This window comes from Stenotrophomonas sp. GD03930 (assembly GCF_029839665.1).
GTDB lineage: Bacteria > Pseudomonadota > Gammaproteobacteria > Xanthomonadales > Xanthomonadaceae > Stenotrophomonas > Stenotrophomonas forensis.
The window spans coordinates 762,813-785,508 of sequence record NZ_JAOCAV010000001.1; the positions used below are offsets into that span (position 1 = coordinate 762,813).

A 22,696-nucleotide genomic window follows, 5' to 3' on the forward strand; every position below is an offset into this window, starting at 1 on the left:
ACAGAACATGTGGATAAGACTGAATCTCCAATGGACACCGATATTTAGGTGACATTTATGATTCAACCGCCGTCGCTCCAGCGCCCCGGGCCGCGCCATCCGTGCGCGCATGGCCCGTTACACTGGCCCGATGCTTTCACCGATTCCGACCCTGCAGGTCGCCCTGCCCGTCCCGCTGCCGCGCCTGTTCGACTACCTGTCGCCGGAGGGCGACGCCCCTGCCGTGGTGGTCGGCTGCCGCGTGAAGGTGCCCTTCGGCAACCGCGAGCTGGTCGGCGTGGTGGTCGGCCACGGCCAGGCCGACGACGGCCAGGGACTACGCCAGGCGCTGGCCTGGTGTGACCCGCAAGCGCTGCTGCAGGGCGAGCTGTGGCAGAGCCTGCAGTGGCTGGCGCGTTACACCCACGCACCGCTGGGCGAGGTCCTCAGCACCGCCCTGCCCGGCCCCCTGCGCCATGGCGAGGCCCTGCCCGAGACCCATCACTGGGGTTGGCAGCTGACCCACGAAGGCCGCGCCCAGCGTGAAAAACTGCGCGCCGGCAGCCGCCCCCGCCAGTTGGCCGAGCTGCTGGCCGAGGCCGTGGTGGATGAAGACGTACTGGGCGAGCGCATGGACGACTGGCGCACCGCCGCACGCAGCCTGGCCAAGCGCGAGCTGGCCGAGCGCGTTGCGCTGAGCGTGGCCCCGCAGCACGCGCAGCCGCTGCCCGGCCCCACGCTCAATCCGGACCAGGCCGAGGCCGTGGCCGCGATCAACGCGGCCGACGGCTTCCAGCCGTTCCTGCTGGATGGCGTAACCGGCAGTGGCAAGACCGAGGTCTACCTGCAGGCGATCATCCATTGCCTGGCACAGGGCCGGCAGGCGCTGGTGCTGGTGCCGGAAATCGGCCTGACCCCGCAGACCCTGGCGCGGTTCCGCGGCCGCCTCGGCATTGCCGTGCACGCACTGCATTCGGGTTTGAACGACAACGAGCGCGCGCGCGTCTGGGCCGCCGCTTCGCGCGGCGAGGCACGGGTGATCGTCGGCACGCGTTCGGCGGTGTTCACACCGCTGCCGCAGGCCGGCCTGCTGATCGTCGACGAGGAACACGACGGCAGCTACAAGCAGCAGGACGGCATCCGCTACCACGCGCGCGATTTCGCCCTGGTGCGGGCCAAGGCACTGGGCATTCCGGTCTTGCTGGGCAGCGCCACGCCCTCGCTGGAAACGCTGCACAACGCCTATGCCGGGCGCTACACCCACCTGCGCCTGAAGCAGCGCGCCGGCGATGCACGGCCACCGCGCGTACGCATTCTGGATGTGCGCAAGCGGCCGCTGCATGACGGCCTATCGGCCGATGTGCTGGCCGGCATCGGCGAGCACCTGCAGCGTGGCCAGCAGGTGCTGGTGTTCAAGAACCGCCGCGGCTATGCGCCGGTGCTGCTGTGCCACGACTGTGGCTGGACCGCGCCGTGCAACCGCTGCGATGCACCGATGACCGTGCATGGCGGTGGCCGACGCCTGCAGTGCCATCACTGCGGTGCACGGCAGCCGGCACCGTTGGCATGCCCGGCCTGCGGCAGCCTGGCGCTGCAACCGCAGGGTATCGGCACCGAACGCCTGGAAGAACATCTCACTGCGGCCTTCGCCGATTTCCCGGTGGTGCGCATCGACCGTGGCACCACCTCGCGCCGCGATGCGTTGGAACAGCAGCTGGCGAAGCTGGGCGACCGGCCCGGCATCCTGGTCGGCACGCAGATCCTGGCCAAGGGCCACGACCTGCCCAAGCTGACCCTGGTGGTGGTGGTGGGCATCGATGAGGGCCTGTTCTCGGCCGACTTCCGTGCCAGCGAGAAACTGGCGCAGCAGTTGATCCAGGTGGCCGGCCGCGCCGGCCGCGCACGCGATCCGGGCGAGGTCTGGCTGCAGACCCATCATCCCGGGCATCCGTTGCTGGAGACCCTGGTGAACGGTGGCTACCACCCGTTCGCGCAGGCCGAATTGAACCAGCGCCAGGCCGCCGGGTTCCCGCCCTTCGCGCACCTGGCGTTGATGCGCGCGGAAGCGCAGCAGGTCGAGCACGCCAACGCCTTCCTGCTGGCGGCGCGGCAGCTGCTGGGCGAGCAGAACGTGGTGGAGGCCTACGGGCCGATGCCGGCACCGATGCCGCGCCGTGCCGGTTACCAGCGCACGCAGCTGCTGCTGTCGGCACTGCAGCGGCCGCCACTGCACAGCGTGCTGGCGCAGCTGGTGCCGCAGCTGTATGCGCTACCGGAAGCGCGCAAGGTGCGCTGGTCGCTGGATGTGGATCCGACCGATCTGTATTGAGGTCTGGCAACCGGTACTGCGTAGCGTCGAGCTTGCTCGGCTGCCGTGCGCCAGAAGCAGTCGAGCAAGCTCGACGCTACGCCGAACGCCACCGCTTACGTCAGCGGCGACATCACGCCGCGCTGGTAGGCCGGGCGTTCGCGCAGGCGCGCATACCAGTCGGCCAGGTGCGGCAGTTCCGGGCGCTGGATCGGCAGTTCGAACCAGGCATAGATCAACGAGCCCAGCGGGATGTCGCCCATCGCGAACGTATCGCCGGACAGCCACGGCTGCCGGGCCAGGGTCGCGTCGGCCATCGCCAGGTAGTCACCGGCACGCACGATGGCCGCGTTGATCCGCGCTTCGTCACGGTCGGCCGGCGCGGTGCGCATGATGCCCCAGATCAGGTCACTGTAGATCGGCGCCATCCGCGAGGTGCTCCAGTCCATCCACTTCTCGGCCTGGGCGCGCTGCATCGGGTCTTCGGCGTACAGCGTGCCCAGCGCGTAGCGCGCACTCAGGTAGCGCACGATCGCGTTGGATTCCCACAGCGGCAGGCCATGGTCTTCGATCACCGGCACCAGGCTGTTGGGGTTCATCGCCAGGTACTCCGGCGTCTGCGTGCCACCGTGGCTGCCGCCGACTTCGATGGATTCATACGGCAGGCCGATTTCTTCGGCACACCACAGCACCTTGCGGACGTTGCTTGAATTGCGACGGCCCCAGATCTTCAACATGCGGGTATTCCCTGCTGGCAATGCGAGCGGCAACGATACGCCTGATTGGTGTGGGTGTGTGCACGCCGGATGCGGGATCTGGCTTCTGGGCGCTGCCGGCCAGCGGCCGGCACTACCGGTTCTTTTTGGGCAGTGCGCGCACGTAGGAGGATTTGCCGTCCTTCTTCAGTTCGAACAGGCCGATCGCCGCCAACAGATCGCTCAGCTTTCCGTAGCCATAGTTGCGCGGATCGAACGAGGCCTGGTTGCCGATCTGGCTGCCGACCGGGCCAAGATGCGACCAGCCATCCTCGCCCTCGGCCGCCGACACCGCACGGCGCAGCATCTTCACCAGCCGGGTATCACTGCGCATTTCCGCACCGCTCTTGCGCGGCCGTGCATCGTCGTTGGTCGCCGGTTCGTTCGAGGGCTGTTCGCTGGAGGCCTGCTCGGCATCCGGAACGCTGGCATGGGTCTGGCCCAGCGCCTCCAGATAAGTGAATTTCGAGCACGCGTTGACGAACGGTTCGGGCGTCTTCTTCTCGCCGAAGCCATACACCTTCACGCCATCGGTCAGCAGCCGCATCACCATCGGGGTGAAATCCGCGTCGCTGGAGACGATGGCGAATCCATCGAGGTTGCGCGCGTACAGCAGGTCCATGGCGTCGATCACCATCGCCATGTCCGAGGCGTTCTTGCCCTTGCTGTAGGCGAACTGCTGGATCGGGCGGATCGCATATTCGTGCAGCACCGCTTCCCAGCCCTTCAACCGCGGGCTCTTCCAGTTGCCGTAGGCGCGACGAACGTTGGCCACGCCGTAGCGGGCCACTTCGGCCAGCACCTCGTCGATCTTCGAAGCCGGCGCATTGTCGGCGTCGATCAACAGGGCGATGCGCTTTTCCGGTTCGCTCATGGGCTCCTCACGGGCGGTTGCCTGAACCCGAGTATCGCCGATCCACGCGGGCGCTGACGTGACAGGCGGCCTCCGTGCGAAGATGCCAGGCGCTTCCCCCAATGCCCCCACTGGAGTGAGTCGATGAGTCGTGAGCGCGTTCCCCACCTGGTCGTTGTCGGCGGTGGTTTTGCCGGTCTCTGGGCCACCCGCGCCCTGGCCCGCGAGCGCATACGCATCACCCTGGTCGACCGCCGCAACCATCACCTGTTCCAGCCGCTGCTGTACCAGGTGGCCACCGCCGGCCTGTCCGCGCCGGATATCGCGGCACCGCTGCGCCATATCCTTGGCCACCAGCGCAATGTGGAAGTCCGCCTCGGCGAAGTGGTGGCCATCGACAAGCAGGCCCGGCAGATCCGCATGGCCGATGGCAGCATGCTGGACTACGACAGCCTGCTGCTGGCCACCGGCGCCACCCACGCCTACTTCGGCAACGACCAATGGGCCGATGATGCGCCCGGCCTGAAAACCCTGGACGATGCCATCGCCCTGCGCCGCAAACTGCTGTTGGCGTTCGAGCGTGCCGAGGCCGAACCGGACCCGGCAAAAAAGGCCGCCTGGCTGAGTTTCGCCATCGTCGGCGGCGGCCCCACCGGTGTCGAACTGGCCGGCACGCTGGCCGAGATCGCTCGGCATACGCTGCGCAACGAGTTCCGCCACATCGACCCGGCCAGCGCCAAGGTGCGGTTGGTCGAAGCCGGCCCGCGCGTGCTGTCCTCGTTCCCCGAAGTGCTTTCGCTGAAGGCGCGCCGGCAGCTGGAAAAGCTGGGCGTGGAAGTGCTGACCGGCACCCCGGTGAGCAGCATCGACAGCCAGGGCTTCATGCTGGGCGAGCAGTTCGTGCCAGCCCGCACCGTGGTATGGGCTGCGGGCGTGGCCGCCTCGCCGCTGGCGCGCACGCTGGACGTGCCGCTGGACCGCGCCGGGCGCGTGCAGGTGCAGCCGGACCTGACCCTGCCCGATCATCCGGAACTGTTCGTGGCCGGTGACCTGGCCGCACTGAACCAGGCCAATGGCAAGCCGGTGCCCGGCGTGGCGCCTGCCGCCAAGCAGATGGGCAAGTACGTGGCCGAGGTGATCCGCGCGCGCCTGCACGGCAAGCCCGCGCCCGGTCCGTTCAAGTACGCCGACTACGGCAACCTCGCCACCATCGGCCGCATGGCAGCCATCGTGCATCTGGGCCGGCTGCAGCTGTCGGGCATCCTGGCCTGGTGGTTCTGGCTGGCTGCGCACGTGTTCTTCCTGATCGGCTTCCGCAACCGCGTCGTGGTGCTGCTGAACTGGGCGGTGGCGTACTGGAGCTACCAGCGCAGCGCACGCATCATCTTCGGTGATGACCAGGAAGACCGACGGCCAAGGCGGTAGGGCCGCGTGCATGTTCCTGTAGAGCCGAGCCATGCTCGGCTGCGCTTCGCGCGGATTGCAGAAGCCGAGCGTAGGCTCGGCTCTACTGCGCCTTCGGCTTCGGGTACCACAACGCGTTGACGATGACCCAGCGCTGGTCGAAGCGCCCCATGTGGAAGTAATCGACGAACCACGGGGTTTCCAGTCGCACCGAGGCCACGTTGCCGGTCACGTCCAGCACCGTGCAGCGGCGGTCCCATTGGTCCTTCGGGGTCTTCAGCGCGCCCTGCTTCGTCAGCGAGACCAGCTCTTCCTTCGACATGCGGCGCAGGCCCAGGCGTTCGTCGGGGGTATCGCCGAGCACCGCGCGCTTGGCCAGGTCCGGATGCAGGGAACGGGCGACGCGCTGTGGATCGGCTTCCAACTGGCCGTCGACGTAGTCGTGGCAGGTGGCTTCGATGGCCGCGATCGTGGTCGGGTCGGCGGCGGGACTCGTTGATGCGGAAAGAGCGAACAGCAGGGCAATCGCGGACATCCGGGTCTCCAGCTCTGGGCGCGGGGCGATCATCGCATGGGCCGGGCAGCCCATCCACGCATGGCGTGGATCTACCGGGGCCGGCGAGCCGGCAGGCCGGAGCCGAGCGTGGGCGTGGATCTACAGCAGCGTTCCGGCGGGTGCCTGCAGCCAGGCCAGCTTGCGTTCGCGCGGCTGCTGCTTGAGCTGCCATTCGGCGCGCGAAGCGGCGGCCCGGTCCGGGTACTCGCGCACGGCCAGCACGCGCAGCGGCGGGCGGGCCCGGGTGTAGCGGGCGCCCTTGCCGGCCTGGTGGGCGGCGAAACGTGCCTCCACGTCGGTGCTGATGCCGGCGTAATAGCTGCCATCGCGGCATTCGAGCAGGTAGAGGAACCACGGGCGGAGGGACGGGGCCATGGCCGGATTATGCCGTGCTGCACTGCAGCGGATATACTGGCGCCCGAATGCAGGAGAGAGGCGCCGCGCTGGCGCCCGCCGAAGGCGCAGGCTCCCATGATCGCTCAGGCCGGTGGGCTGGAATCCCACCAACCATGCATTCGACTCGCCGAGCTGGAGAGAGGTCACCGGGCACGCCCGGGACGATCCGCCGAAGGGGCACGCGGCCAACGCCGCTGAACTCTCAGGCAAAAGGACAGCGGGAGCGGCACCGGTCATCGTCATCCCGTCATTGCGCAGGCAGTGGCGGTGGTCGCGCATGGCCGGCCCCACCGCGCCCGGAGCCCGCCCCATGCTGCTGTCCATCATCTACCTGATCGCCATTTCCGCCGAAGCCATGACCGGCGCGCTGTCCGCCGGCCGCCGCCGCATGGACCTGTTCGGCGTGGTCATGATCGCCTGCGTCACCGCCCTCGGCGGTGGTTCACTGCGCGACATCCTGCTCGGCCACTATCCGCTGGGCTGGGTGAAGCATCCCGAGTACCTTGCTTTCACCGTGTGCGCGGCGCTGATCGCCACCTGGGTGGCGCGCTGGATGCATCACTTCCGCCGCACCTTCCTGGTGCTCGACGGGCTGGGCCTGATCGCCTTCACCCTGATCGGCTGTTCGATCGCGCGCGAGGCCGGCCATGCCACGCCCATCGTGCTGATCGCGGGCATGCTGACCGGTGCCTTCGGCGGTGTGCTGCGCGACATCCTCTGCAACGAGGTGCCGCTGATCTTCCAGAAGGAGCTGTACGCGATCATTTCGCTGCTGACCGGTGCGGTGTACCTGTTGCTGCTGCACTGGGGCGTGGCCGACGCGACCGCGATCCTGTGCTGCCTCGGCGGCGGCTTCGCGCTGCGCCTGCTGGCGATCCACTACCGCTGGGAAATGCCGAAGTTCGTGTACCACGACGAGGTGCATTGAGGTCTGCGTTCGGCGAGCGCGGGGTTCCAAGCATTTGGAGCCCGCGCTTCGCGCGATGGTCGAGCATGGCTCGACTCTACAAAGGGCGATATCCACGCAGGGCGTAGATATCCTGCCACCCCGGCGATGTACCTGGCGCTGTCGCTCATGCGCAGCGCCAGGCGCATCGCCGGTGCAGATGGGCCGGTCTCCAACTCCGACCGGCCCTGATCGCGGCCGCACCCCCGCAGGCGCTGGCCGCCATCCACACACGTGCCGCACTCAAGCGGCTTCCATCAGGCGGCTTCGGACACCTTCACTTCACGACGGGCGCGCACGGCCGCAGCCAGTCGCTCCAGCACCGTCACAGTGGTGTCCCAGTCGATGCAGCCATCGGTGATGCTCTGCCCGTAGACCAGCGGCTGGCCCTCCACCAGTTCCTGACGGCCACCGACCAGATGGCTCTCGATCATCACACCGACGATGCGCTGTTCGCCGTCTTCCAACTGAACGGCGATGTCCTCGATCACCTTCGGCTGGTTGTCCGGGTTCTTCAGGCTGTTGGCGTGGCTGGCATCGATCATCAGGCGGGTCGGCAGCTTGGCCTTGGCCAGCGCTTGGCAGGCCTCGGCAACGCTGCCTGCGTCGTAGTTCGGCTGCTTGCCGCCGCGCAGGATCACATGGCAGTCCGGATTGCCGGTGGTCGAGACGATGGCGGTGCCGCCCTGCTTGGTGACCGACAGGAAATGATGCGGATTGGAGGCAGCCCCCACCGCGTCAGCAGCGATCTTGACGTTGCCATCGGTGCCGTTCTTGAAGCCGACCGGGCACGACAGCCCCGAGGCCAGTTCGCGGTGCACCTGGCTTTCGGTGGTGCGCGCACCAATCGCGCCCCAGGCCACCAGGTCGGCGATGTACTGCGGCGAGATCACATCGAGGAATTCGACACCGGCCGGCAGGCCAAGCTTGTTGATGTCGCGCAGCAGGCCACGGGCGATGCGCAGGCCCTTGTCGATCCTGAAGCTGCCGTCCAGGTCGGGGTCGTTGATCAGGCCCTTCCAGCCCACCGTGGTGCGCGGCTTCTCGAAGTACACGCGCATGACGATTTCCAGTTCGCCGGCCAGCGCATCGCGCAGTGGCTTCAGGCGCTGGGCGTACTCGATGGCCGCATGCGGATCGTGGATCGAGCACGGGCCCACCACCACCGCCAGGCGGTCATCACGGCCGTGCAGGATCTGGTGCAGGGCCGCGCGCGAGGCGCTGACGGTGTCGGAGGCTTCATCGTCACACGGCAGCATCGCCAGCAGCTGGGCAGGCGGTGTCAGCGGTTCGATGGTGCGGATACGCAGGTCGTCGGTGTGCGGGGGCATTGCGGGGGTTCTCCGGAACGTTGGGGGTCCCCAGCGTGGCGGCATGAAAAAAGCCGCCAGGTTCGCTGGCGGCTTTCGGGAATGCGTCTGAAGCTTTCTTCAGGGTGAGCGCAGTCCTTCCTCCGCCAGAGGCTTCGGAAAGTAATACCAGTAAAAGCGGGTGGCGGCTGCGTTCATGGGATGTATTGATAGCACAGCTTCTGCGCAGTGCAAAATGTTTCATCCGCAACTGGGGACGCGGTTCAGCGAGGTGCGCGCCGGCGCGGCCCATGCGGCGGCAACCACGCGAAGTCGCTCATCTGCCATGCACTTCCACATCCAGCAGCAGGCCTTCATGGATGTCGGCCCAGCGCTCCAGCACGCGGCCCAGCTCCTGCCGGGCCTCGTCCAGCTGCTCGGGGTTGAGCAACGAGCGCGCGGTGTAGAGATCGGAGACCAGCCGCCGCAGGACCGCTTCGGGAATGGCCACCGACGGCCCCTCCTGTTCCGGCAACTGCAACGCCGGGGTTTTACCCAGAGGGCCGAACAGCGTGACCTGGAGCGTGCTCTGCATGATCAACTTCCCTGCGGACGGACATGGGCAATGCACTGTTTACCGTGTCTGGGTGACAGGCGCATGTGCCATGCCTGTTTGAATGGCCCGGGGTTGCCGGCCAGTGGCCGGCACTACCGCAGCGAACGCGATGCGCGTTTGCGGATATAGGCGTTGGCGGCACCGGGGTGCTCGTGCTGCCAGCGCACGCACAGGTCACGCAGCCACTGCGGCTGCGTCTTGCCGGCATCGTTGAGCCAATTGCCGACCGAGTCCTGCACATAGCGTTCAGGGTCGTCGGCCAATGCTTCCAGCAACGGCAATGCCTGTTGCGGATGCTGCTTGAACGGCGCGATGTGCGTGGCCCACACGCCGCGCGGACGCAGTGCTTCGCAGGCGAACCGGCGCAGGTAGGGTGATGTTTCCTGTGTCCACGGTTGCAGGTGCTCAAGCGCCTGCAGCGGCGCGGTAACAATGTCCGCGCGCAGCGCAAGCCACGCCCATTCGCGCACACCGAAGTGCGGGTCATCGGCCAGCGTGCGCATCTGCTGCAGCTTCTCTGCCAGGGTTGCGCGGGAATCACTGCCGATCAGGTAGCAGGCCCAGCCGCGCACGGTATCGGAGTTGTGATGCTGCCAGAGCGCAGGCGCGCCCTGCCCCGCTTCACGCAGCAGTTGCGCGGCCAGGGCCATGCGCAGCGTGATGCCCTTGCCTGAGGCGTCCCGCATCCGTTGCAGCACTTCCGGTGCAAGCACAGGCGCCACCACCTGCAGCAGCGCAACGAAATCCACTGCCAGGCATTCGGCCAGATGGGTGGCGGGGACACGGCCGGTGTTCAGTGCATGCAGGCGTTGCGCCGGAATCGCCGGGCTCATGTTGCAGGCTCCCGTCCAGCATCGGTGCACTGCCAGACCTTGTGCAACAACCGCGACAGCTGCTGCTGTTCATCGGTGTCCAGACCATTGAACAGGCCACCGATCCACTGCGTGTGCTGGTCGAACAACGTCTCGGCCAAGCGCTTTCCCGGTGCGGTCAAGACGATCTGCAGGCGGCGGCCATCTTCCGCATCACCGCGACGCTGCAGCAGGCCTTCGCGCTGCAGGCCATCGAGCAGGCCGCTGATGGTGGCGCGCGTGACGCCTGCGCGCTCTGCCAGCGCATGCGGCGGCAGCGTGCCACCGGCACCGTGCAGCAGGAACAGCACGATGAAGCGGCCTTCGCTGAGCCCATGTGGCGCCAGCCGGCTGGCGCAGTCGTGATCGATCGCCGAGGACAACGACAGCAACTGGAAGCACAGCCGCAGCAGGGCGACATTGCTGTGGCCACGTCGCTGTGCTTCCTCCAGCAGGGCATGGTGCCTGGCTTCGATCATCGGTCGCATGATTATGATTAGGTGGCTAATTATAATATGAAAACAAGGCCAGGGTCGATCAAGTGTTGATGTCAGGAGTGCTTTGCCAGCATCAGCCGGGCGATCAGTCCGCCGCCTTCGCGGGGCAGCAGCAGCAGCTCGCCACCATGCCGTCGCGCGACGTTGGCAGCGACCGCCAGGCCCAGCCCGGTCCCACCGGTAGTGCGGCTGCGTGAGCCCTCGCTGCGCTGGAAGGGCAGCAGCAGGCGCGCGCGGTCGGCCTGGTCGACGCCGGGGCCGCGATCCATCACGTCCAGCTGCACCACGTTGCCGGACAGGGCGGCCTGCAGCTGTACCGCCCCCGCGTAGCGATCGGCGTTGTCGATGAGATTGTCGATCGCCCGCCGCAGCAACAGCGCGTCCCCCTGCCACGGCAGCGCGTCCGGTCCGTCGAAGGAGATATCGACGCCGCGCAGCAGCGCGCTCTGCACGCATTCCTCCAGTAGCCCGGCCAGGTCGAGTGGGCGCATCTGCAATGGCTGCAGCTCGCCACGCGCATAGTCGAGGACCTGCTCGATCATCGTGTCCATGCGCTCGATGTCGGCCACCATCCGCGCTGCCTGTTGCGGTGGCGCGAACTCCGCACGCAGGCGCAGGCCGGTCAACGGTGTGCGCAGATCGTGCGCGACGGCGGCGAGCATGCGGGTCATCTCCTGCGCCTGTTCCTGCAACCGCTCGCGCCCGGCGCTGATCGCGCGGGCCAGTACCTGCACCTCGCGTGGGCCGTCGTCCGGAAGCGGTGTGCTGGCCTGCAGGTCCACGTTGGCGCTGGCCTCGGCCAGCCGCCGCAGGGGTCGGCCAAGGCGGATCGCGGCCCATGCAGCCAACGGTGCCAGCAGCACGGTTCCCGCCACCAGCGCCAGCACGACCTGCCGGCGCCACGCTGCCAGATCGCTGTGGTCGCTGCCCACTACCTGCCATCGACCATCAGCCCGGCGCACGGCCAGTTCGAACGGCGTCCACTGCATTGCGGTCAGCACCGCGACCTGCGCCTGCAATGCATCCGCACGCGCTTTGGCGTCGAGCACAGCGCCGCCTTCGATGACCTGCACCTCCGGAGCCTTGCCGCGGCTGCTCCAGACCAGCTTTACGTGCTCCAGCGGCTGGCCCAGCTGCGCGGCCACCAGCTGGGTGAGCCAGTCATTGCTGAGGCCCTCGGGTGGAGACACGCGGGTTTCCAGGTGCAGGCCCAACGCCGCGGCGGAGCGTTCACCCCGTAGCACCTGCATGGCCTGGTCCAGCCGCATCGGCGGCGGCGGCGGTCGCGGCATCCAGCCCACCACCGCCACGCTGACCAGGGTGGCCAGCAGCAGGCTGGCCAGGGCCAGCGTCGCGACCCAGCGCGCGGTGGACCAGCGCGCCCTCACAGCACCTCCACCTCGGCGTCGAAGCGATAGCCTTCGCCGCGCAGCGTCTGCACCAGTGCCTCTGCGCCGGGTGCCGCCTGGCCCAGCCTGCGGCGCAGGCGGCTGATCGCCAGGTCGACAGCACGGTCGACGCTCTCGCTGTCCTCGCCCCGGGTCAACGACAGCAACTGCTCGCGTCCCAGCACCCGCCCTGCGCGCTCGGCGAGCGCCAGCAACAGGGCAAATTCGCCGCGGCTGAGCGCCAGCTCGTTGCCATCGGGTGCAAGCAGGCGGCGTTGTTCGGGAAACAATCGCCAGCCGCAGAAACGCAGCTCGCTGGCCACCTGGGTGCGCAGCTTGTCCTGCCGGCGCAGCAGTGCCCGCACCCGCGCCAGCAGTTCGCGCGGATCGAAGGGTTTGGCCAGATAGTCATCGGCCCCCATTTCCAGACCGATCACGCGATCCGGTGCGGTGCCCATCGCCGACAGCATCAGGATCGGGATGGCGCGTGCCTGCAGCCGGCGGCACACCGACAGGCCATCCTCGCCCGGCATCATCCAGTCCAGGATGATCGCGTCCGGCCGCTCGCTCTGCAGCAGCACATCCAACGCCGCGGCGTCGGCGGCCACACGCACCTGGTAGCCGTGCAGCATCAGGCAGTCGGCAATGGCATCACGGATGCTGGCATCGTCATCGACAACGATGACCCGGGCGGGAGTGTTCATGCGGCCAGTATCGTGCAGGTGTGTATCAGCACGGTATCAACGCCGATGTTCAGGCGATACGCCGATGCGCGCCAATGGGCCTCCCCGTTCAACTCCGGAGACTTCCCGTGCGCCTCACCCTGTTGCCCCTGCTTGCCGCCGCCTTCCCCACGCTGGCCGCCGACACCCCCGAACATGTGCTGCCGATGTGGATGCAGGGCGGGCACCCGACGGTGGCGCTTTCGCTGGACGGCCGGGCCGAACCGCTGCGCTTCGTGGTCGACAGTGCGGCCGGCGCCACGCTGGTCGATGGGCGTGTGGTACGCCGTTACGGCCTGGTCGATGGCAAGGCCGAGGTTTCGATCGCCCAGGGTGCCAGTACCTCGGGCGCGCAGCTGCGGCGCACGCGCACCACCACCTGGCAGCTCGGCAGCTGGCAGCTGCAGGCCAGCGCATTGCAGGCCGATCTGGCGTCGCTGACCACGGGCGACGACCCCGCCATCGACGGCTTGGTCGGCAATGACCTGACCGCACGCTGGGACACCCGTTGGGACTTCGTTCGAGGTGAGCTGTCGCTGTCGAGAGCCGGCACCCTCCACTTCGACGATGACAGCTGCCAGGCCAATGCACTGCCGGACCGCGCCGAGGGCCTGCGCGATTTCGGATTCATCACCCTCACCTTCGGCGGAACGAACATCGCTGCCGTTGCCGTGGTCGATACCGGCGCTGCGCAGACCGTACTCAACGATGCCGCCGCGCGCGCCCTGGGATTGCGCACCGATGGCAGCGATCCGCGCGTGCGCGTACGCAGCAAGGGCACCGAAGGCCTGGGCGGAAAGCCGCACCCGACCTGGCTGTATACCCTGCCCGGCCTGCGTAGCGCCGGTTGGCAGCACCCGGCCATGGAGGTCAGGATCAGCGAGCTGCCGGTGTTCAAGGCCATCGGATTGGACAAGCGCCCCGCGCTGATCCTGGGCGCCGATGCCATGCGCGGTGGCCAGGTCGACATCAGCACAGGCGCGGCGCGGATCTGCCTGCGCCGCCCGACCGCCAGCTGAGGCCAGGCCATGACGCCGGCGACGGGCTGGCGTAGCATCGCGCCACGTCCTGCCAGGAGGTCCACGCATGCGCCGTGCTGCCCTGTTGTTGCTGACGCTGTTCCCGCTGGCCGTGCTGGCCGCACCACCCCCGGTACCCTCGCCGGCCCGCATCGATGCCGAAGCGCAGCGGCTGATGCGGGCCGCACAGGCGCGTGGCATGGCGCTGGCGGTGATCGATGGCGGCAAGGTGGTGCACGTGGCCGCCTATGGCGAACGCAATGCCGCAGGCGAGCCGCTGCGCACCGACACCGTGATGTACGCCGCCTCGCTGACCAAGATGGCGTTCGGTCATCTGGTCGCACAGCTGGCACAGGATGCGCGGATCGGGCTGGATGCCAGCATCGCCACAGCTCTGGACAAGCCGCTGCCGGACTACCCGCCCGAGCCGAAGAAGTACGCCGACTACAGCGTGCTGGCCGATGACCCGCGCTGGCGCCAGCTCACCCCGCGCCTGCTGCTCAACCACGCCAGTGGCTTTGCCAACTTCGGGTTCCTCGAACCGGACGGCCGGCTGAAGTTCCACTTCGATCCGGGCAGCCGCTATGGCTATTCCGGCGAAGGGTTGATCCTGCTGCAGTTCGTGATCGAACGCGGGCGGCTGGGCGAGGATGTGGGCGCGTTGATGCAGCAGCGGGTGTTCGACCGCTTCGGCATGACCCGCACCAGCATGATGTGGCGCGAGGATTTCGCCGGCAATCTGGCCGATGGCTGGACCGCGCAGGGCGCCGCCGAGCCGCACGATGAGCGCAGCCGCGTGCGCGCGGCCGGCTCGATGGATACCACCATCGGCGACATGGCCCGCTTCGCCGCCGGCTATGTGCGTGGCGACGGGCTGTCTGCATCGATGCGCAGGGAGCTGGTGCGGCCGCAGCTGCCGATCACCACTGCCAGCCAGTTCCCCACCCTGCAGCCGGAGCTGCCGCCTGCACAACGGCACCGGGACCTGGCGGCGGGGCTGGGCGTGGTGACCTTCCAGGGCCCGCAGGGTGCCGGCTTCTACAAGGGCGGCCACGATGATGCGGTGGGTAATACGCTGGTGTGCATCGAACAGGGCCAGCGCTGCGTGGTGATCCTGGGCAACGATGTACGTGCCGAGGCGGCGTTCCCGGCGTTGGTGCGCTTCGTGCTGGGTGAAACCGGCGCGCCCTGGGAATGGGAGTACGGGGCGAAGAAGCCGTTCGTGCGTTGACTGCATCGCCCACCACGCCCACAAAAAAACCCCGCCTTGCGGCGGGGTTCTTCATTGCTTCGGGAACCCGTGGACTTAGAAGTCCATGCCGCCCATGCCACCCATGCCGCCCATGCCACCGGCGCCACCCATGGCCGGCTCGTCCTTCTTCGGAGCTTCGGCAACCATGGCTTCGGTGGTGATCATCAGGCCCGCGATCGAGGCAGCGTTCTGCAGCGCCGAACGGGTCACCTTGGTCGGGTCCAGGATGCCGAACTGCAGCATGTCGCCGAACTCGCCGGTAGCGGCGTTGTAGCCGAAGCTGCCGGTGCCTTCCTTGACCTTGTTGATGATGACCGACGGTTCTTCACCGGCGTTGGCGACGATTTCGCGCAGCGGGGCTTCCATCGCACGCAGGGCGATCTGGATGCCGTGGTTCTGGTCTTCGTTGGCGCCCTTCAGGCCAGCCAGCGAGGTGACCGCACGCACCAGGGCAACGCCGCCGCCCGGGACCACGCCTTCTTCAACGGCTGCACGGGTAGCGTGCAGGGCGTCGTCGACGCGATCCTTCTTTTCCTTCATTTCGATTTCGGTCGAGGCACCGACCTTGATCACGGCAACGCCGCCGGCCAGCTTGGCAACGCGTTCCTGCAGCTTCTCGCGATCGTAATCGGAGGAGGTGTCCTGGATCTGGGTCTTGATCTGGCCGACGCGTGCGTCGACGGCAGCCTTGTCACCCACGCCATCGATGATGGTGGTGTTTTCCTTGGAAACCTGCACCTTCTTGGCGCGGCCGAGGTCCTTGATGGTGGCCTTTTCCAGCGACAGGCCCACTTCTTCGGAGATCACGGTACCGCCGGTCAGCACGGCCATGTCTTCCAGCATCGCCTTGCGACGGTCGCCGAAGCCCGGTGCCTTGACGGCCACGACCTTGACGATGCCACGGATGGTGTTGACCACCAGGGTCGCCAGCGCTTCGCCTTCGACTTCTTCGGCAACGATCAGCAGCGGCTTGCCGGCCTTGGCGACGCCTTCCAGCACCGGCAGCAGGTCACGGACGTTGGAGATCTTCTTGTCGTGCAGCAGGATGAACGGGTCATCCAGGTCAGCGGTCTGCGACTGCTGGTTGTTGATGAAGTACGGGGACAGGTAGCCGCGGTCGAACTGCATGCCCTTGACCACGTCCAGCTCGTTGTCCAGGCCCGAGCCTTCTTCAACGGTGATCACGCCTTCCTTGCCGACTTCCTTCATCGCGTCAGCGATGATCTGGCCGATCGACTCGTCCGAGTTGGCCGAGATGGTACCGACCTGGGCGATCGCCTTGTCGTCGGCGGTCGGCTTGGAGATGTTCTTCAGCTCGGCAACGGCGGCCACGACGGCCTTGTCGATACCACGCTTGAGGTCCATCGGGTTCATGCCGGCGGCAACAGCCTTGGCACCTTCGCGGATCAGGGCCTGGGCCAGCACGGTGGCGGTGGTGGTGCCGTCGCCGGCGTCGTCGTTGGTGCGCGAAGCAACTTCCTTCACCATCTGCGCGCCCATGTTCTCGAACTTGTCAGCCAGTTCGATTTCCTTGGCGACGGAGACGCCGTCCTTGGTGATGGTCGGAGCGCCGAAGCTCTTTTCCAGCACGACGTTGCGGCCCTTCGGGCCCAGGGTGGCCTTGACGGCATTGGCGAGAACGTTGACGCCGCGCACCATGCGCGAACGGGCGTCTTCACCGAAACGAATATCCTTGGCAGCCATTGCGATTACCTCGATGTTTGCGCCGGGCCGGGCCCGGCGACGAAAGGGGATGTCTTACAGGAAAGCAGGTCGCGCCGAGGCTCAGCCGATGACGGCGAGCACGTCGTCTTCGCGCAGGACCTTGTACTCGACGCCTTCGCTCTTGTACGAGCTGCCGGCGTACTGGCCGTAGATGACCTTGTCGCCAACCTTCAGCGACGGCGCGCGCACGCTGCCGTTGTCCAGCGGCTTGCCCGGGCCGACGGCCACGACTTCACCCTTGGTGGACTTTTCCTTGGCCGAATCCGGAATGACGATGCCACCGGCGGAGATTTCGTCGGCTTCGATCGGCTTGACCACAACGCGGTCGTGCAGCGGCTTGATGCTCATGAGAGACCTCTTAAGTTATTGATTGGTCTGAAAAAGTCTGGCGATGTTAGCACTCACCCCAGGTGACTGCCAGCATTGCTCGCGAAAAAGCCCGACGAATCGGGAGCAGGACAGAGATGGAGCTGCCCCAGGGCCTTTCAAGGCCGCCGCCGGAAAAAATTTCATCATCCCGGAGCCGGACACCCACGTCCGCGTGAAGACTGCGCGTCGCGTGCGCTGCGGCATCGCCACAGGGGAATCCTCGACATTTGGTGATCCGCGTCGCACTGTCAGATATCTGACGTTCATTTACGACAAAGTGTCACTGGATCGGCCTTAGGCTCGGCCGCGCATTCCCAATCACAAGGAGTAGTCGATGCGATTGCTGTCCCCGCTTGCCGCCGCCTGCCTGCTGGCGCTGGCCGCCGCGCCGGCCCAGGCCGAGGTCTTCATCAACGAACTGCACTACGACGACAGCACCCCGGCCGGTGACGTCGGCGAAGCGATCGAGGTCGTGGCCACCGCCGGCGAGGACCTGTCCGGCTACCGCCTGTACCTGTACAACGGCGCCAACGCCTCGGCCGCGGTGGTCTACGCCAACAACCCGGTGCCGGCCGGCACCGCCGCCGGCTGCGGCAGCGCCACCATCGCGGTGGTCAACTACCCGACCAACGGCCTCCAGAACGGCCCGAACGACGGCATCGCCCTGGTCGATGCCAGCGGCAAGGTGGTCCAGTTCCTCAGCTACGAGGGCGCCATCACCGCTTCCGGTGGCCCCGCTGCCGGGATGACCAGCCAGAACATCCCGGTGGCCGAGACCAACAGCACGGCGCCGGGCACCTCGCTGCAGCTGACCGGCAGCGGCAGCCAGTACGCGCACTTCACCTGGGCCGAGTCGGCCAGACAGACATTCGGCAGCTGCAACAACGGCCAGACCTTCAGCGGCGGTGGCACGCCGGGCCCGAACACGCCGCCGTCGGTGTCCACCACCACCCCGGCGCAGGGCAGCACCACCTTCCCGGCCGCCGCCGACCTGGAAGTGGTGTTCAGCGAGACGGTGAACCTGGCCAGCGGCGCCTTCGCGCTGAGCTGTGGCACCTCCGGCAGCGTGCCGCTGACCTTCCCGGCCAGCGGACGCAGCGTGAAGCTGTCCACCAACACCGCGCTGGTGGCCGGCGAGGCCTGCCGCTTCGACATCCGCGCCGCGCGCATCACCGACCTGCAGGGCGCGCACCCGGCCGCCGACAGCCGCATCGCCTTCACCGTGGCCAGCACCGGCGGCAATCCCGACCCGGGCAACCCGGGCGTGCCGGCCGGCTACTACTCGAAGGTGAACACCTCCAGCCCCAGCCAGCTGCGCTGCTCGCTGCATGCCACCATCAAGGGCCATACCGCATACCCGTACAGCGGCTCGGGTACCAGCACCTGGACCATCCTGGAGATCGCCGACGAGGATCCGAACAACAGCGGCAGGATCCTGGATGCGTACCGCAACCGCAGCTACGCAAAGGTGACCGATCGCGCCGGCAGCGGCAGTGGCCTGAAGTACAACCGCGAGCACACCTGGCCGAACTCGCTGGGCTTTGCCAGCACGACCGGTGACAAGGGCCTGCCGTATGCGCCCTACACCGACACCCACATGCTGTACCTGACCGATGCGCAGTGGAACGCCGACCGAGGCAACAAGCCGTTTGCCAAGTGCGACGCCAACTGCGGCGAGCGCGCCACCGAAGCCAACAACGGCCAGGGCGGCGGCAGCGGCGGCTACCCGGGCAATTCCAACTGGGTGCGCACGCCGGACGGCAACGCCGGCACCTTCGAGGTGTGGGGCAAGCGCAAGGGCGACATGGCGCGTGCGGTGATGTACATGGCGATCCGCTACGAGGGCGGCAAGGATGCGGCCACCGGCCAGTCCGAGCCGGACCTGGAACTGACCGACGACCGCAGCAAGATCGTCAAGACCAGCAGCTCGCCGGCCTACATGGGCCTGCTGTCGACGCTGATCGATTGGCACCTGTCCGACCCGCCGGATGATGCCGAGCGCTCGCGCAATGACGTGATCTACTCGTTCCAGGGCAACCGCAATCCGTTCATCGACCACCCCGAGTGGGCCACCCCGGCCCTGTTCACCTCGGCCAAGCCGGCCACCTGCCAGCTGGCCAACTGACCGCGCAACGCAGCGGTGCACTGCCGCCGCCGGGCCCTGGCCCGGCGGCGGCCCTATACTCGACGGCCATGTCGACCGTCGATCCCGTCCTGTTGCTGTTGACCACCTGCCCGGACCGGGCCAGTGCCGAGCGCATCGCGCACGCGCTGGTCGGCGAGCGCCTGGCTGCGTGCGTGACCCGCCTCGATGGCGCGCAGTCGACCTACCGCTGGCAGGGCGAGGTGACCACCGACAGCGAGCTGCAGCTGCTGGTGAAAACCACCGCGAGCCGCGTCGATGACGCGATTGCCCGGATCGTCGAACTGCATCCGTATGAACTCCCGGAGTGCATCGCGGTCGAAACCCGGGCCGGCCTGCCGGCGTATCTGGACTGGATCCGGGCACAGACCCGGGAGGACACTGATTGAAGACTCTGTTTGCGCGTGGCGCCGCCTTGTGCGCCCTGTTGTGGCTCTCGTTGCCGGCCTTCGCGCTGGATGAGAAGGACCTGCTGCCGGTGGACCAGGCGTTCGCGCTGACCGCCACCGCCCCCGAACGTGGCCAGCTGCAGCTGCAGTTCAAGATCGCGCCGGGCTATTACCTGTATCGCCACCGCACCAGCGTCAAGGCGGACCCTGCGTTCAACGCCGGCGCGCTGCAGATGCCCAAGGGCGACAGGCACCACGACGATTTCTTCGGCGAGGTTGAAACCTATCGCGAGCGCCTGCAGGCCACCCTGCCCGGCACACCCACCGATGCGGCCGGCACCATCAGCGTGGAAGTGCGCTACCAGGGTTGCGCCGATGCCGGCGTCTGCTACCCGCCGCAGAAGCGCGTGGTGCAGGTCACCCTGCCGGGCGGCGGTGCGCAGGCTGCGGCACCCGCGGCGCGTACCAGTGCCGGCAACCCGTTCAACAATCCGCTGGCCGGTGCCGGCAGCACGGGCGGCCTGCGCCTGCCGGGCGCGGCCAGCAACAGCCAGGCGCTGCCGCTGCCGTCGGAACAGGCCTTCGGCTTCGATGCCATCGCCAGCGACGGCAACACCCTGCTGCTGCGCTTCAGCCCGGCCCCGGGCTACTACCTGTATCGCGACCGCACTTCGCTGAAGCTGGAAGGCAGCGCCGGCGTGCTGGCCGACAAGCCGCGTTGGCCGGCCGCGCAGTCGCATCGCGATGAACATTTCGGCGATGTCTCGGTGTACTTCAACCAGGTGGAAGTGCCGCTGCCGCTGCGCCGCACTGTCAGCGAGGCGGTCGACAGCACCCTGGTGGTGACCTTCCAGGGCTGCCAGACCGATGGCATCTGCTACCCGCCGATGACGCGCCGGGTGAAGCTGTCGATTCCGGCCGGCAAGGCCAACGCCAGCGCCGGCCAGGCACCGCCGCGCAACGAGGTGATCAGCCCGCTGGCCGCTGGCAGTGGCGCCCCGCGCGAAGCGGCCAACGGCGCACCGCTGCGCCTGCTGCCGACCGTGCCCAACGACGGAGCTGCCCGCCCGGCCGCCGCAGGCGCTGAGGGCGCAGGCAATGAATTCGCCACCGATGCGCAGGGTGACAACGCGCTGCGCACGCGCCCGCCGGCGACCACCCCGAACCCGGACCGTTCATTCGTCTGGGTACTGTTGCTGGCGCTGGCCGGCGGCCTGGTGCTGAACCTGATGCCGTGCGTGCTGCCGATCCTGTCGCTGAAGGTGCTGAGCCTGGCGCAGAGTGGCGAAAGCCCGCAGCGCGCGCGCAGCCATGCGCTCTGGTACACGCTGGGCGTGCTGGTCGCGTTCGCGGTGATCGGCGCGCTGATGGTGGGCCTGCGCGCGATCGGCAACGCGGTCGGCATCGGCTTCCAGCTGCAGCATCCGGGCGTGGTGGCGGCGCTGGCCTACATCATGTTCGCGGTGGGCCTGAGCCTGTCCGGCGTGTTCACCCTGGGCGGCGGCATCGGCAACCTCGGCCAGTCGCTGGCCAGCCGCAGCGGTCCGGCCGGTGATTTCTTCACCGGTGCGCTGGCCTGCGTGGTCGGCAGCGCCTGCGTCGGCCCGTTCATGGGCGGTGCCATTGCCTACGCCTTCATTGCCCCGCCGTTGAAGGCGATGACCGTGTTCCTGTTCCTCGGCCTGGGCCTGGCCCTGCCGTTCCTGCTGATCGGCTTCGTGCCGGCACTGGCGCGCCGCCTGCCCAAGCCGGGCCCATGGATGGAAACGCTCAAGCACGTGCTGGCCTTCCCGATGTATGCCACCGCGCTGTGGTTGCTGTGGGTGCTGGGCAAGCAGCGTGGCGTGGACGGCATGGCGCTGGTGCTGGGTGGCCTGCTGCTGCTCGCCTTCGGCCTGTGGCTGTTCGAGCGCAACCGCTGGACCGGCTCGCGCGCGGTGACGCTGCTGGGCGTGCTGCTGGCCATCGGCGCACTGGTGCCTGCCTGGGGCGTGACCCAGCTGGCAGCGCCGACGCGTGCCGCACAGGCGGCCAGCGAGAACGTGGTCGAGTATTCGCCGCAGCTGCTGGACCGCCTGCGCGCCGACAACCGCGTGGTATTCGTCAACATGACCGCCGACTGGTGCGTGAGCTGCAAGGCCAATGAGCGCGCGGTGCTGTCGCGACCGGAGTTCAAGGATCTGCTCAAGCGCACCAACGCGGTGTACATGCGCGGCGACTACACCAACGTGGACCCGCAGATCACCTCGTTCCTGGAAGAGCACAAGGCGGTGGGCGTGCCGCTGTACGTGGTGTACGGCCCCGGCGCACCGCCGACCGTGCTGCCGACCCTGCTGACCCAGGCGGTGGTCGAGGAAGCGCTGCTGCGCACCGCACGATGAAGTGGCAACGGCCAGCGCTGCTGTGGACAGCGGTGCTGGCCGCCGGCCTGGGCCTGTGGGCCGGGCATCGACTGACGCCGGCGCCGGTGGCATCGGCTACATCACCGGCCGCTCCCGCCAAGCTTTCGCTGCAGGCGGGCGATCCGATGCCCGCGCTGTCGCTGCCCGACCTTGAAGGACGCGCACTGGATCTGCGCCGGCACTTCGCCGGCCGCCCGCTGCTGATCAACGTGTGGGCCAGCTGGTGCGCGCCCTGCGTGGAAGAAATGCCCGAACTGGCTCGTTTCGCCCACCTCCAGGGCAGCGACGGCGTGCAGGTGCTGGGCCTGGCGCTGGACACCCCGGACGACGTGCGTGGTTTCCTGCAGCGGGTTCCGGTGGACTACCCGATCGTGGTCGAGACCCCGGGCCCGCGCGATGCCAGCGTACAGCTGGGCAATGCGCAGGGCCTGCTGCCCTACAGCGTGCTGTTCGATGCGCAGGGGCGGATGGTCAAGGCGAAGCTGGGGCCGTTCGCCCACGGCGAGATCGACGGCTGGGTGAAGTGAGGGTTCGGCAGGGTTGCACCCTGCACCCGCGGTAGTGCCGGCCGCTGGCCGGCAACCTCAACAGCAAAAGCGGGCTTTTCGTGGGATGGCGGGGCGGTGTGGCTGTGCAGGACACGCCGTAAACCCGTCCATGGGGGCTCGATGGCGCCATCCATGGCGCCAACGGTCCTGCACAGCCACACCGCCCCACCTCCGACAGATTCCTGCTGCGTTGGGGATGAATCTCCATCGAAATCGAATATTTCGACAATTGAACGAAAAGCATCCACGCATGGCGTGGATCTACGGCAGGTCGCGAGAATCTGTCGAA

Annotated in this window: 21 protein-coding genes and 2 riboswitches; of the genes, 9 read left to right on the top strand and 12 right to left on the bottom strand. The window is 67.7% G+C overall.

Going from position 1 to position 22,696, the window contains the following annotated elements:
- Window positions 1–130: 130 nt before the first annotated feature.
- Complete coding sequence (locus N5C18_RS03565; RefSeq protein WP_279944501.1) at window positions 131–2,308, top strand: primosomal protein N'; 2,178 nt, start codon at window positions 131–133, stop codon at window positions 2,306–2,308.
- Between the two features lie 95 nt (window positions 2,309–2,403).
- Here the strand turns inward: N5C18_RS03565 and N5C18_RS03570 are convergent, their stop codons facing one another.
- Entirely contained in the window at window positions 2,404–3,024 is a 621-nt protein-coding gene (locus N5C18_RS03570; RefSeq protein ID WP_053450915.1) for a glutathione S-transferase, read from the bottom strand.
- Between the two features lie 112 nt (window positions 3,025–3,136).
- Window positions 3,137–3,916, bottom strand: a complete 780-nt coding sequence (locus N5C18_RS03575) for an NYN domain-containing protein (protein WP_279943848.1) — start codon at window positions 3,914–3,916, stop codon at window positions 3,137–3,139.
- Between the two features lie 123 nt (window positions 3,917–4,039).
- Here N5C18_RS03575 and N5C18_RS03580 point away from each other — a divergent pair, with 123 nt between their 5' ends.
- On the top strand, window positions 4,040–5,320 hold the full coding sequence (locus N5C18_RS03580) for an NAD(P)/FAD-dependent oxidoreductase (protein ID WP_279943849.1): 1,281 nt from the start codon (window positions 4,040–4,042) through the stop codon (window positions 5,318–5,320).
- An 82-nt stretch (window positions 5,321–5,402) separates the two neighbouring features.
- On the opposite strand, the gene N5C18_RS03585 is transcribed toward N5C18_RS03580, so the two are convergent.
- Window positions 5,403–5,834, bottom strand: a complete 432-nt coding sequence (locus N5C18_RS03585) for a nuclear transport factor 2 family protein (protein ID WP_279943850.1) — start codon at window positions 5,832–5,834, stop codon at window positions 5,403–5,405.
- A gap of 120 nt (window positions 5,835–5,954) precedes the next feature.
- A complete protein-coding gene (locus N5C18_RS03590; protein WP_049456845.1) occupies window positions 5,955–6,230 on the bottom strand; it encodes a GIY-YIG nuclease family protein in 276 nt (91 codons plus the stop codon).
- A gap of 40 nt (window positions 6,231–6,270) precedes the next feature.
- A riboswitch (glycine riboswitch) is annotated at window positions 6,271–6,360 on the top strand.
- Between the two features lie 13 nt (window positions 6,361–6,373).
- Window positions 6,374–6,477: riboswitch (glycine riboswitch) on the top strand.
- An 84-nt stretch (window positions 6,478–6,561) separates the two neighbouring features.
- Between N5C18_RS03590 and N5C18_RS03595 the strand changes: the two genes are divergently transcribed.
- A complete protein-coding gene (locus tag N5C18_RS03595) occupies window positions 6,562–7,179 on the top strand; it encodes a trimeric intracellular cation channel family protein (protein WP_006472906.1) in 618 nt (205 codons plus the stop codon).
- A 275-nt stretch (window positions 7,180–7,454) separates the two neighbouring features.
- Here N5C18_RS03595 and N5C18_RS03600 read toward each other — a convergent pair whose 3' ends face one another.
- The 6 genes from N5C18_RS03600 to N5C18_RS03625 form a co-directional block, all read right to left on the bottom strand.
- Window positions 7,455–8,528 carry a 3-deoxy-7-phosphoheptulonate synthase gene (locus tag N5C18_RS03600; protein WP_053509967.1) on the bottom strand — a complete coding sequence of 358 codons (1,074 nt, stop codon included), beginning with the start codon at window positions 8,526–8,528 and terminating at the stop codon, window positions 7,455–7,457.
- 295 nt (window positions 8,529–8,823) lie between these two features.
- Window positions 8,824–9,081: a hypothetical protein gene (locus N5C18_RS03605; RefSeq protein ID WP_053509965.1), complete on the bottom strand. Its 258-nt coding sequence runs from the start codon at window positions 9,079–9,081 to the stop codon at window positions 8,824–8,826.
- A 113-nt stretch (window positions 9,082–9,194) separates the two neighbouring features.
- Complete coding sequence (locus tag N5C18_RS03610) at window positions 9,195–9,935, bottom strand: DNA alkylation repair protein (RefSeq protein ID WP_279943852.1); 741 nt, start codon at window positions 9,933–9,935, stop codon at window positions 9,195–9,197.
- Window positions 9,932–10,432, bottom strand: a complete 501-nt coding sequence (locus N5C18_RS03615; RefSeq protein ID WP_279943853.1) for a MarR family transcriptional regulator — start codon at window positions 10,430–10,432, stop codon at window positions 9,932–9,934. The genes N5C18_RS03610 and N5C18_RS03615 overlap by 4 nt, the downstream gene beginning before the upstream one ends.
- Window positions 10,433–10,503: 71 nt before the next feature.
- Window positions 10,504–11,742 (bottom strand): ATP-binding protein, encoded by a 1,239-nt coding sequence (locus tag N5C18_RS03620; protein ID WP_279944503.1) that lies wholly within the window; start codon window positions 11,740–11,742, stop codon window positions 10,504–10,506.
- 92 nt (window positions 11,743–11,834) lie between these two features.
- A complete protein-coding gene (locus N5C18_RS03625) occupies window positions 11,835–12,542 on the bottom strand; it encodes a response regulator transcription factor (RefSeq protein ID WP_053509959.1) in 708 nt (235 codons plus the stop codon).
- 107 nt (window positions 12,543–12,649) lie between these two features.
- Here N5C18_RS03625 and N5C18_RS03630 point away from each other — a divergent pair, with 107 nt between their 5' ends.
- Entirely contained in the window at window positions 12,650–13,579 is a 930-nt protein-coding gene (locus N5C18_RS03630) for a pepsin/retropepsin-like aspartic protease family protein (RefSeq protein WP_053509957.1), read from the top strand.
- Window positions 13,580–13,646: 67 nt separating this feature from the next.
- Complete coding sequence (locus N5C18_RS03635; protein ID WP_053509955.1) at window positions 13,647–14,810, top strand: serine hydrolase domain-containing protein; 1,164 nt, start codon at window positions 13,647–13,649, stop codon at window positions 14,808–14,810.
- 75 nt (window positions 14,811–14,885) lie between these two features.
- Here N5C18_RS03635 and groL read toward each other — a convergent pair whose 3' ends face one another.
- Window positions 14,886–16,535, bottom strand: coding sequence for a chaperonin GroEL (groL, locus tag N5C18_RS03640; RefSeq protein WP_006473018.1), 1,650 nt, complete (start codon window positions 16,533–16,535; stop codon window positions 14,886–14,888).
- Window positions 16,536–16,616: 81 nt separating this feature from the next.
- Window positions 16,617–16,904, bottom strand: coding sequence for a co-chaperone GroES (locus tag N5C18_RS03645; RefSeq protein WP_006396661.1), 288 nt, complete (start codon window positions 16,902–16,904; stop codon window positions 16,617–16,619).
- 355 nt (window positions 16,905–17,259) lie between these two features.
- Here N5C18_RS03645 and N5C18_RS03650 point away from each other — a divergent pair, with 355 nt between their 5' ends.
- The 4 genes from N5C18_RS03650 to N5C18_RS03665 all read left to right on the top strand — a co-directional run bounded on the left by N5C18_RS03650 (window position 17,260) and on the right by N5C18_RS03665 (window position 22,386).
- Window positions 17,260–19,050 carry an endonuclease gene (locus N5C18_RS03650; RefSeq protein WP_053509953.1) on the top strand — a complete coding sequence of 597 codons (1,791 nt, stop codon included), beginning with the start codon at window positions 17,260–17,262 and terminating at the stop codon, window positions 19,048–19,050.
- 68 nt (window positions 19,051–19,118) lie between these two features.
- Window positions 19,119–19,457 (top strand): divalent-cation tolerance protein CutA, encoded by a 339-nt coding sequence (cutA, locus tag N5C18_RS03655; RefSeq protein ID WP_049456835.1) that lies wholly within the window; start codon window positions 19,119–19,121, stop codon window positions 19,455–19,457.
- On the top strand, window positions 19,454–21,838 hold the full coding sequence (locus N5C18_RS03660) for a protein-disulfide reductase DsbD (RefSeq protein WP_279943855.1): 2,385 nt from the start codon (window positions 19,454–19,456) through the stop codon (window positions 21,836–21,838). The genes cutA and N5C18_RS03660 overlap by 4 nt, the downstream gene beginning before the upstream one ends.
- A complete protein-coding gene (locus N5C18_RS03665) occupies window positions 21,835–22,386 on the top strand; it encodes a TlpA disulfide reductase family protein (RefSeq protein WP_279943856.1) in 552 nt (183 codons plus the stop codon). The genes N5C18_RS03660 and N5C18_RS03665 overlap by 4 nt, the downstream gene beginning before the upstream one ends.
- Window positions 22,387–22,696 lie beyond the last annotated feature (310 nt).

Bases quoted from the DNA above. Each gene is read 5' to 3' on its own strand.
- N5C18_RS03565 (WP_279944501.1), top strand. From the start codon at position 131: ATGCTTTCACCGATTCCGACCCTGCAGGTCGCCCTGCCCGTCCCGCTG.
- N5C18_RS03570 (WP_053450915.1), bottom strand. From the start codon at position 3,024: ATGTTGAAGATCTGGGGCCGTCGCAATTCAAGCAACGTCCGCAAGGTG.
- N5C18_RS03575 (WP_279943848.1), bottom strand. From the start codon at position 3,916: ATGAGCGAACCGGAAAAGCGCATCGCCCTGTTGATCGACGCCGACAAT.
- N5C18_RS03580 (WP_279943849.1), top strand. From the start codon at position 4,040: ATGAGTCGTGAGCGCGTTCCCCACCTGGTCGTTGTCGGCGGTGGTTTT.
- N5C18_RS03585 (WP_279943850.1), bottom strand. From the start codon at position 5,834: ATGTCCGCGATTGCCCTGCTGTTCGCTCTTTCCGCATCAACGAGTCCC.
- N5C18_RS03590 (WP_049456845.1), bottom strand. From the start codon at position 6,230: ATGGCCCCGTCCCTCCGCCCGTGGTTCCTCTACCTGCTCGAATGCCGC.
- N5C18_RS03595 (WP_006472906.1), top strand. From the start codon at position 6,562: ATGCTGCTGTCCATCATCTACCTGATCGCCATTTCCGCCGAAGCCATG.
- N5C18_RS03600 (WP_053509967.1), bottom strand. From the start codon at position 8,528: ATGCCCCCGCACACCGACGACCTGCGTATCCGCACCATCGAACCGCTG.
- N5C18_RS03605 (WP_053509965.1), bottom strand. From the start codon at position 9,081: ATGCAGAGCACGCTCCAGGTCACGCTGTTCGGCCCTCTGGGTAAAACC.
- N5C18_RS03610 (WP_279943852.1), bottom strand. From the start codon at position 9,935: ATGAGCCCGGCGATTCCGGCGCAACGCCTGCATGCACTGAACACCGGC.
- N5C18_RS03615 (WP_279943853.1), bottom strand. From the start codon at position 10,432: ATGATCGAAGCCAGGCACCATGCCCTGCTGGAGGAAGCACAGCGACGT.
- N5C18_RS03620 (WP_279944503.1), bottom strand. From the start codon at position 11,742: ATGCCGCGACCGCCGCCGCCGCCGATGCGGCTGGACCAGGCCATGCAG.
- N5C18_RS03625 (WP_053509959.1), bottom strand. From the start codon at position 12,542: ATGAACACTCCCGCCCGGGTCATCGTTGTCGATGACGATGCCAGCATC.
- N5C18_RS03635 (WP_053509955.1), top strand. From the start codon at position 13,647: ATGCGCCGTGCTGCCCTGTTGTTGCTGACGCTGTTCCCGCTGGCCGTG.
- groL (WP_006473018.1), bottom strand. From the start codon at position 16,535: ATGGCTGCCAAGGATATTCGTTTCGGTGAAGACGCCCGTTCGCGCATG.
- N5C18_RS03645 (WP_006396661.1), bottom strand. From the start codon at position 16,904: ATGAGCATCAAGCCGCTGCACGACCGCGTTGTGGTCAAGCCGATCGAA.
- N5C18_RS03650 (WP_053509953.1), top strand. From the start codon at position 17,260: ATGCGATTGCTGTCCCCGCTTGCCGCCGCCTGCCTGCTGGCGCTGGCC.
- cutA (WP_049456835.1), top strand. From the start codon at position 19,119: ATGTCGACCGTCGATCCCGTCCTGTTGCTGTTGACCACCTGCCCGGAC.
- N5C18_RS03665 (WP_279943856.1), top strand. From the start codon at position 21,835: ATGAAGTGGCAACGGCCAGCGCTGCTGTGGACAGCGGTGCTGGCCGCC.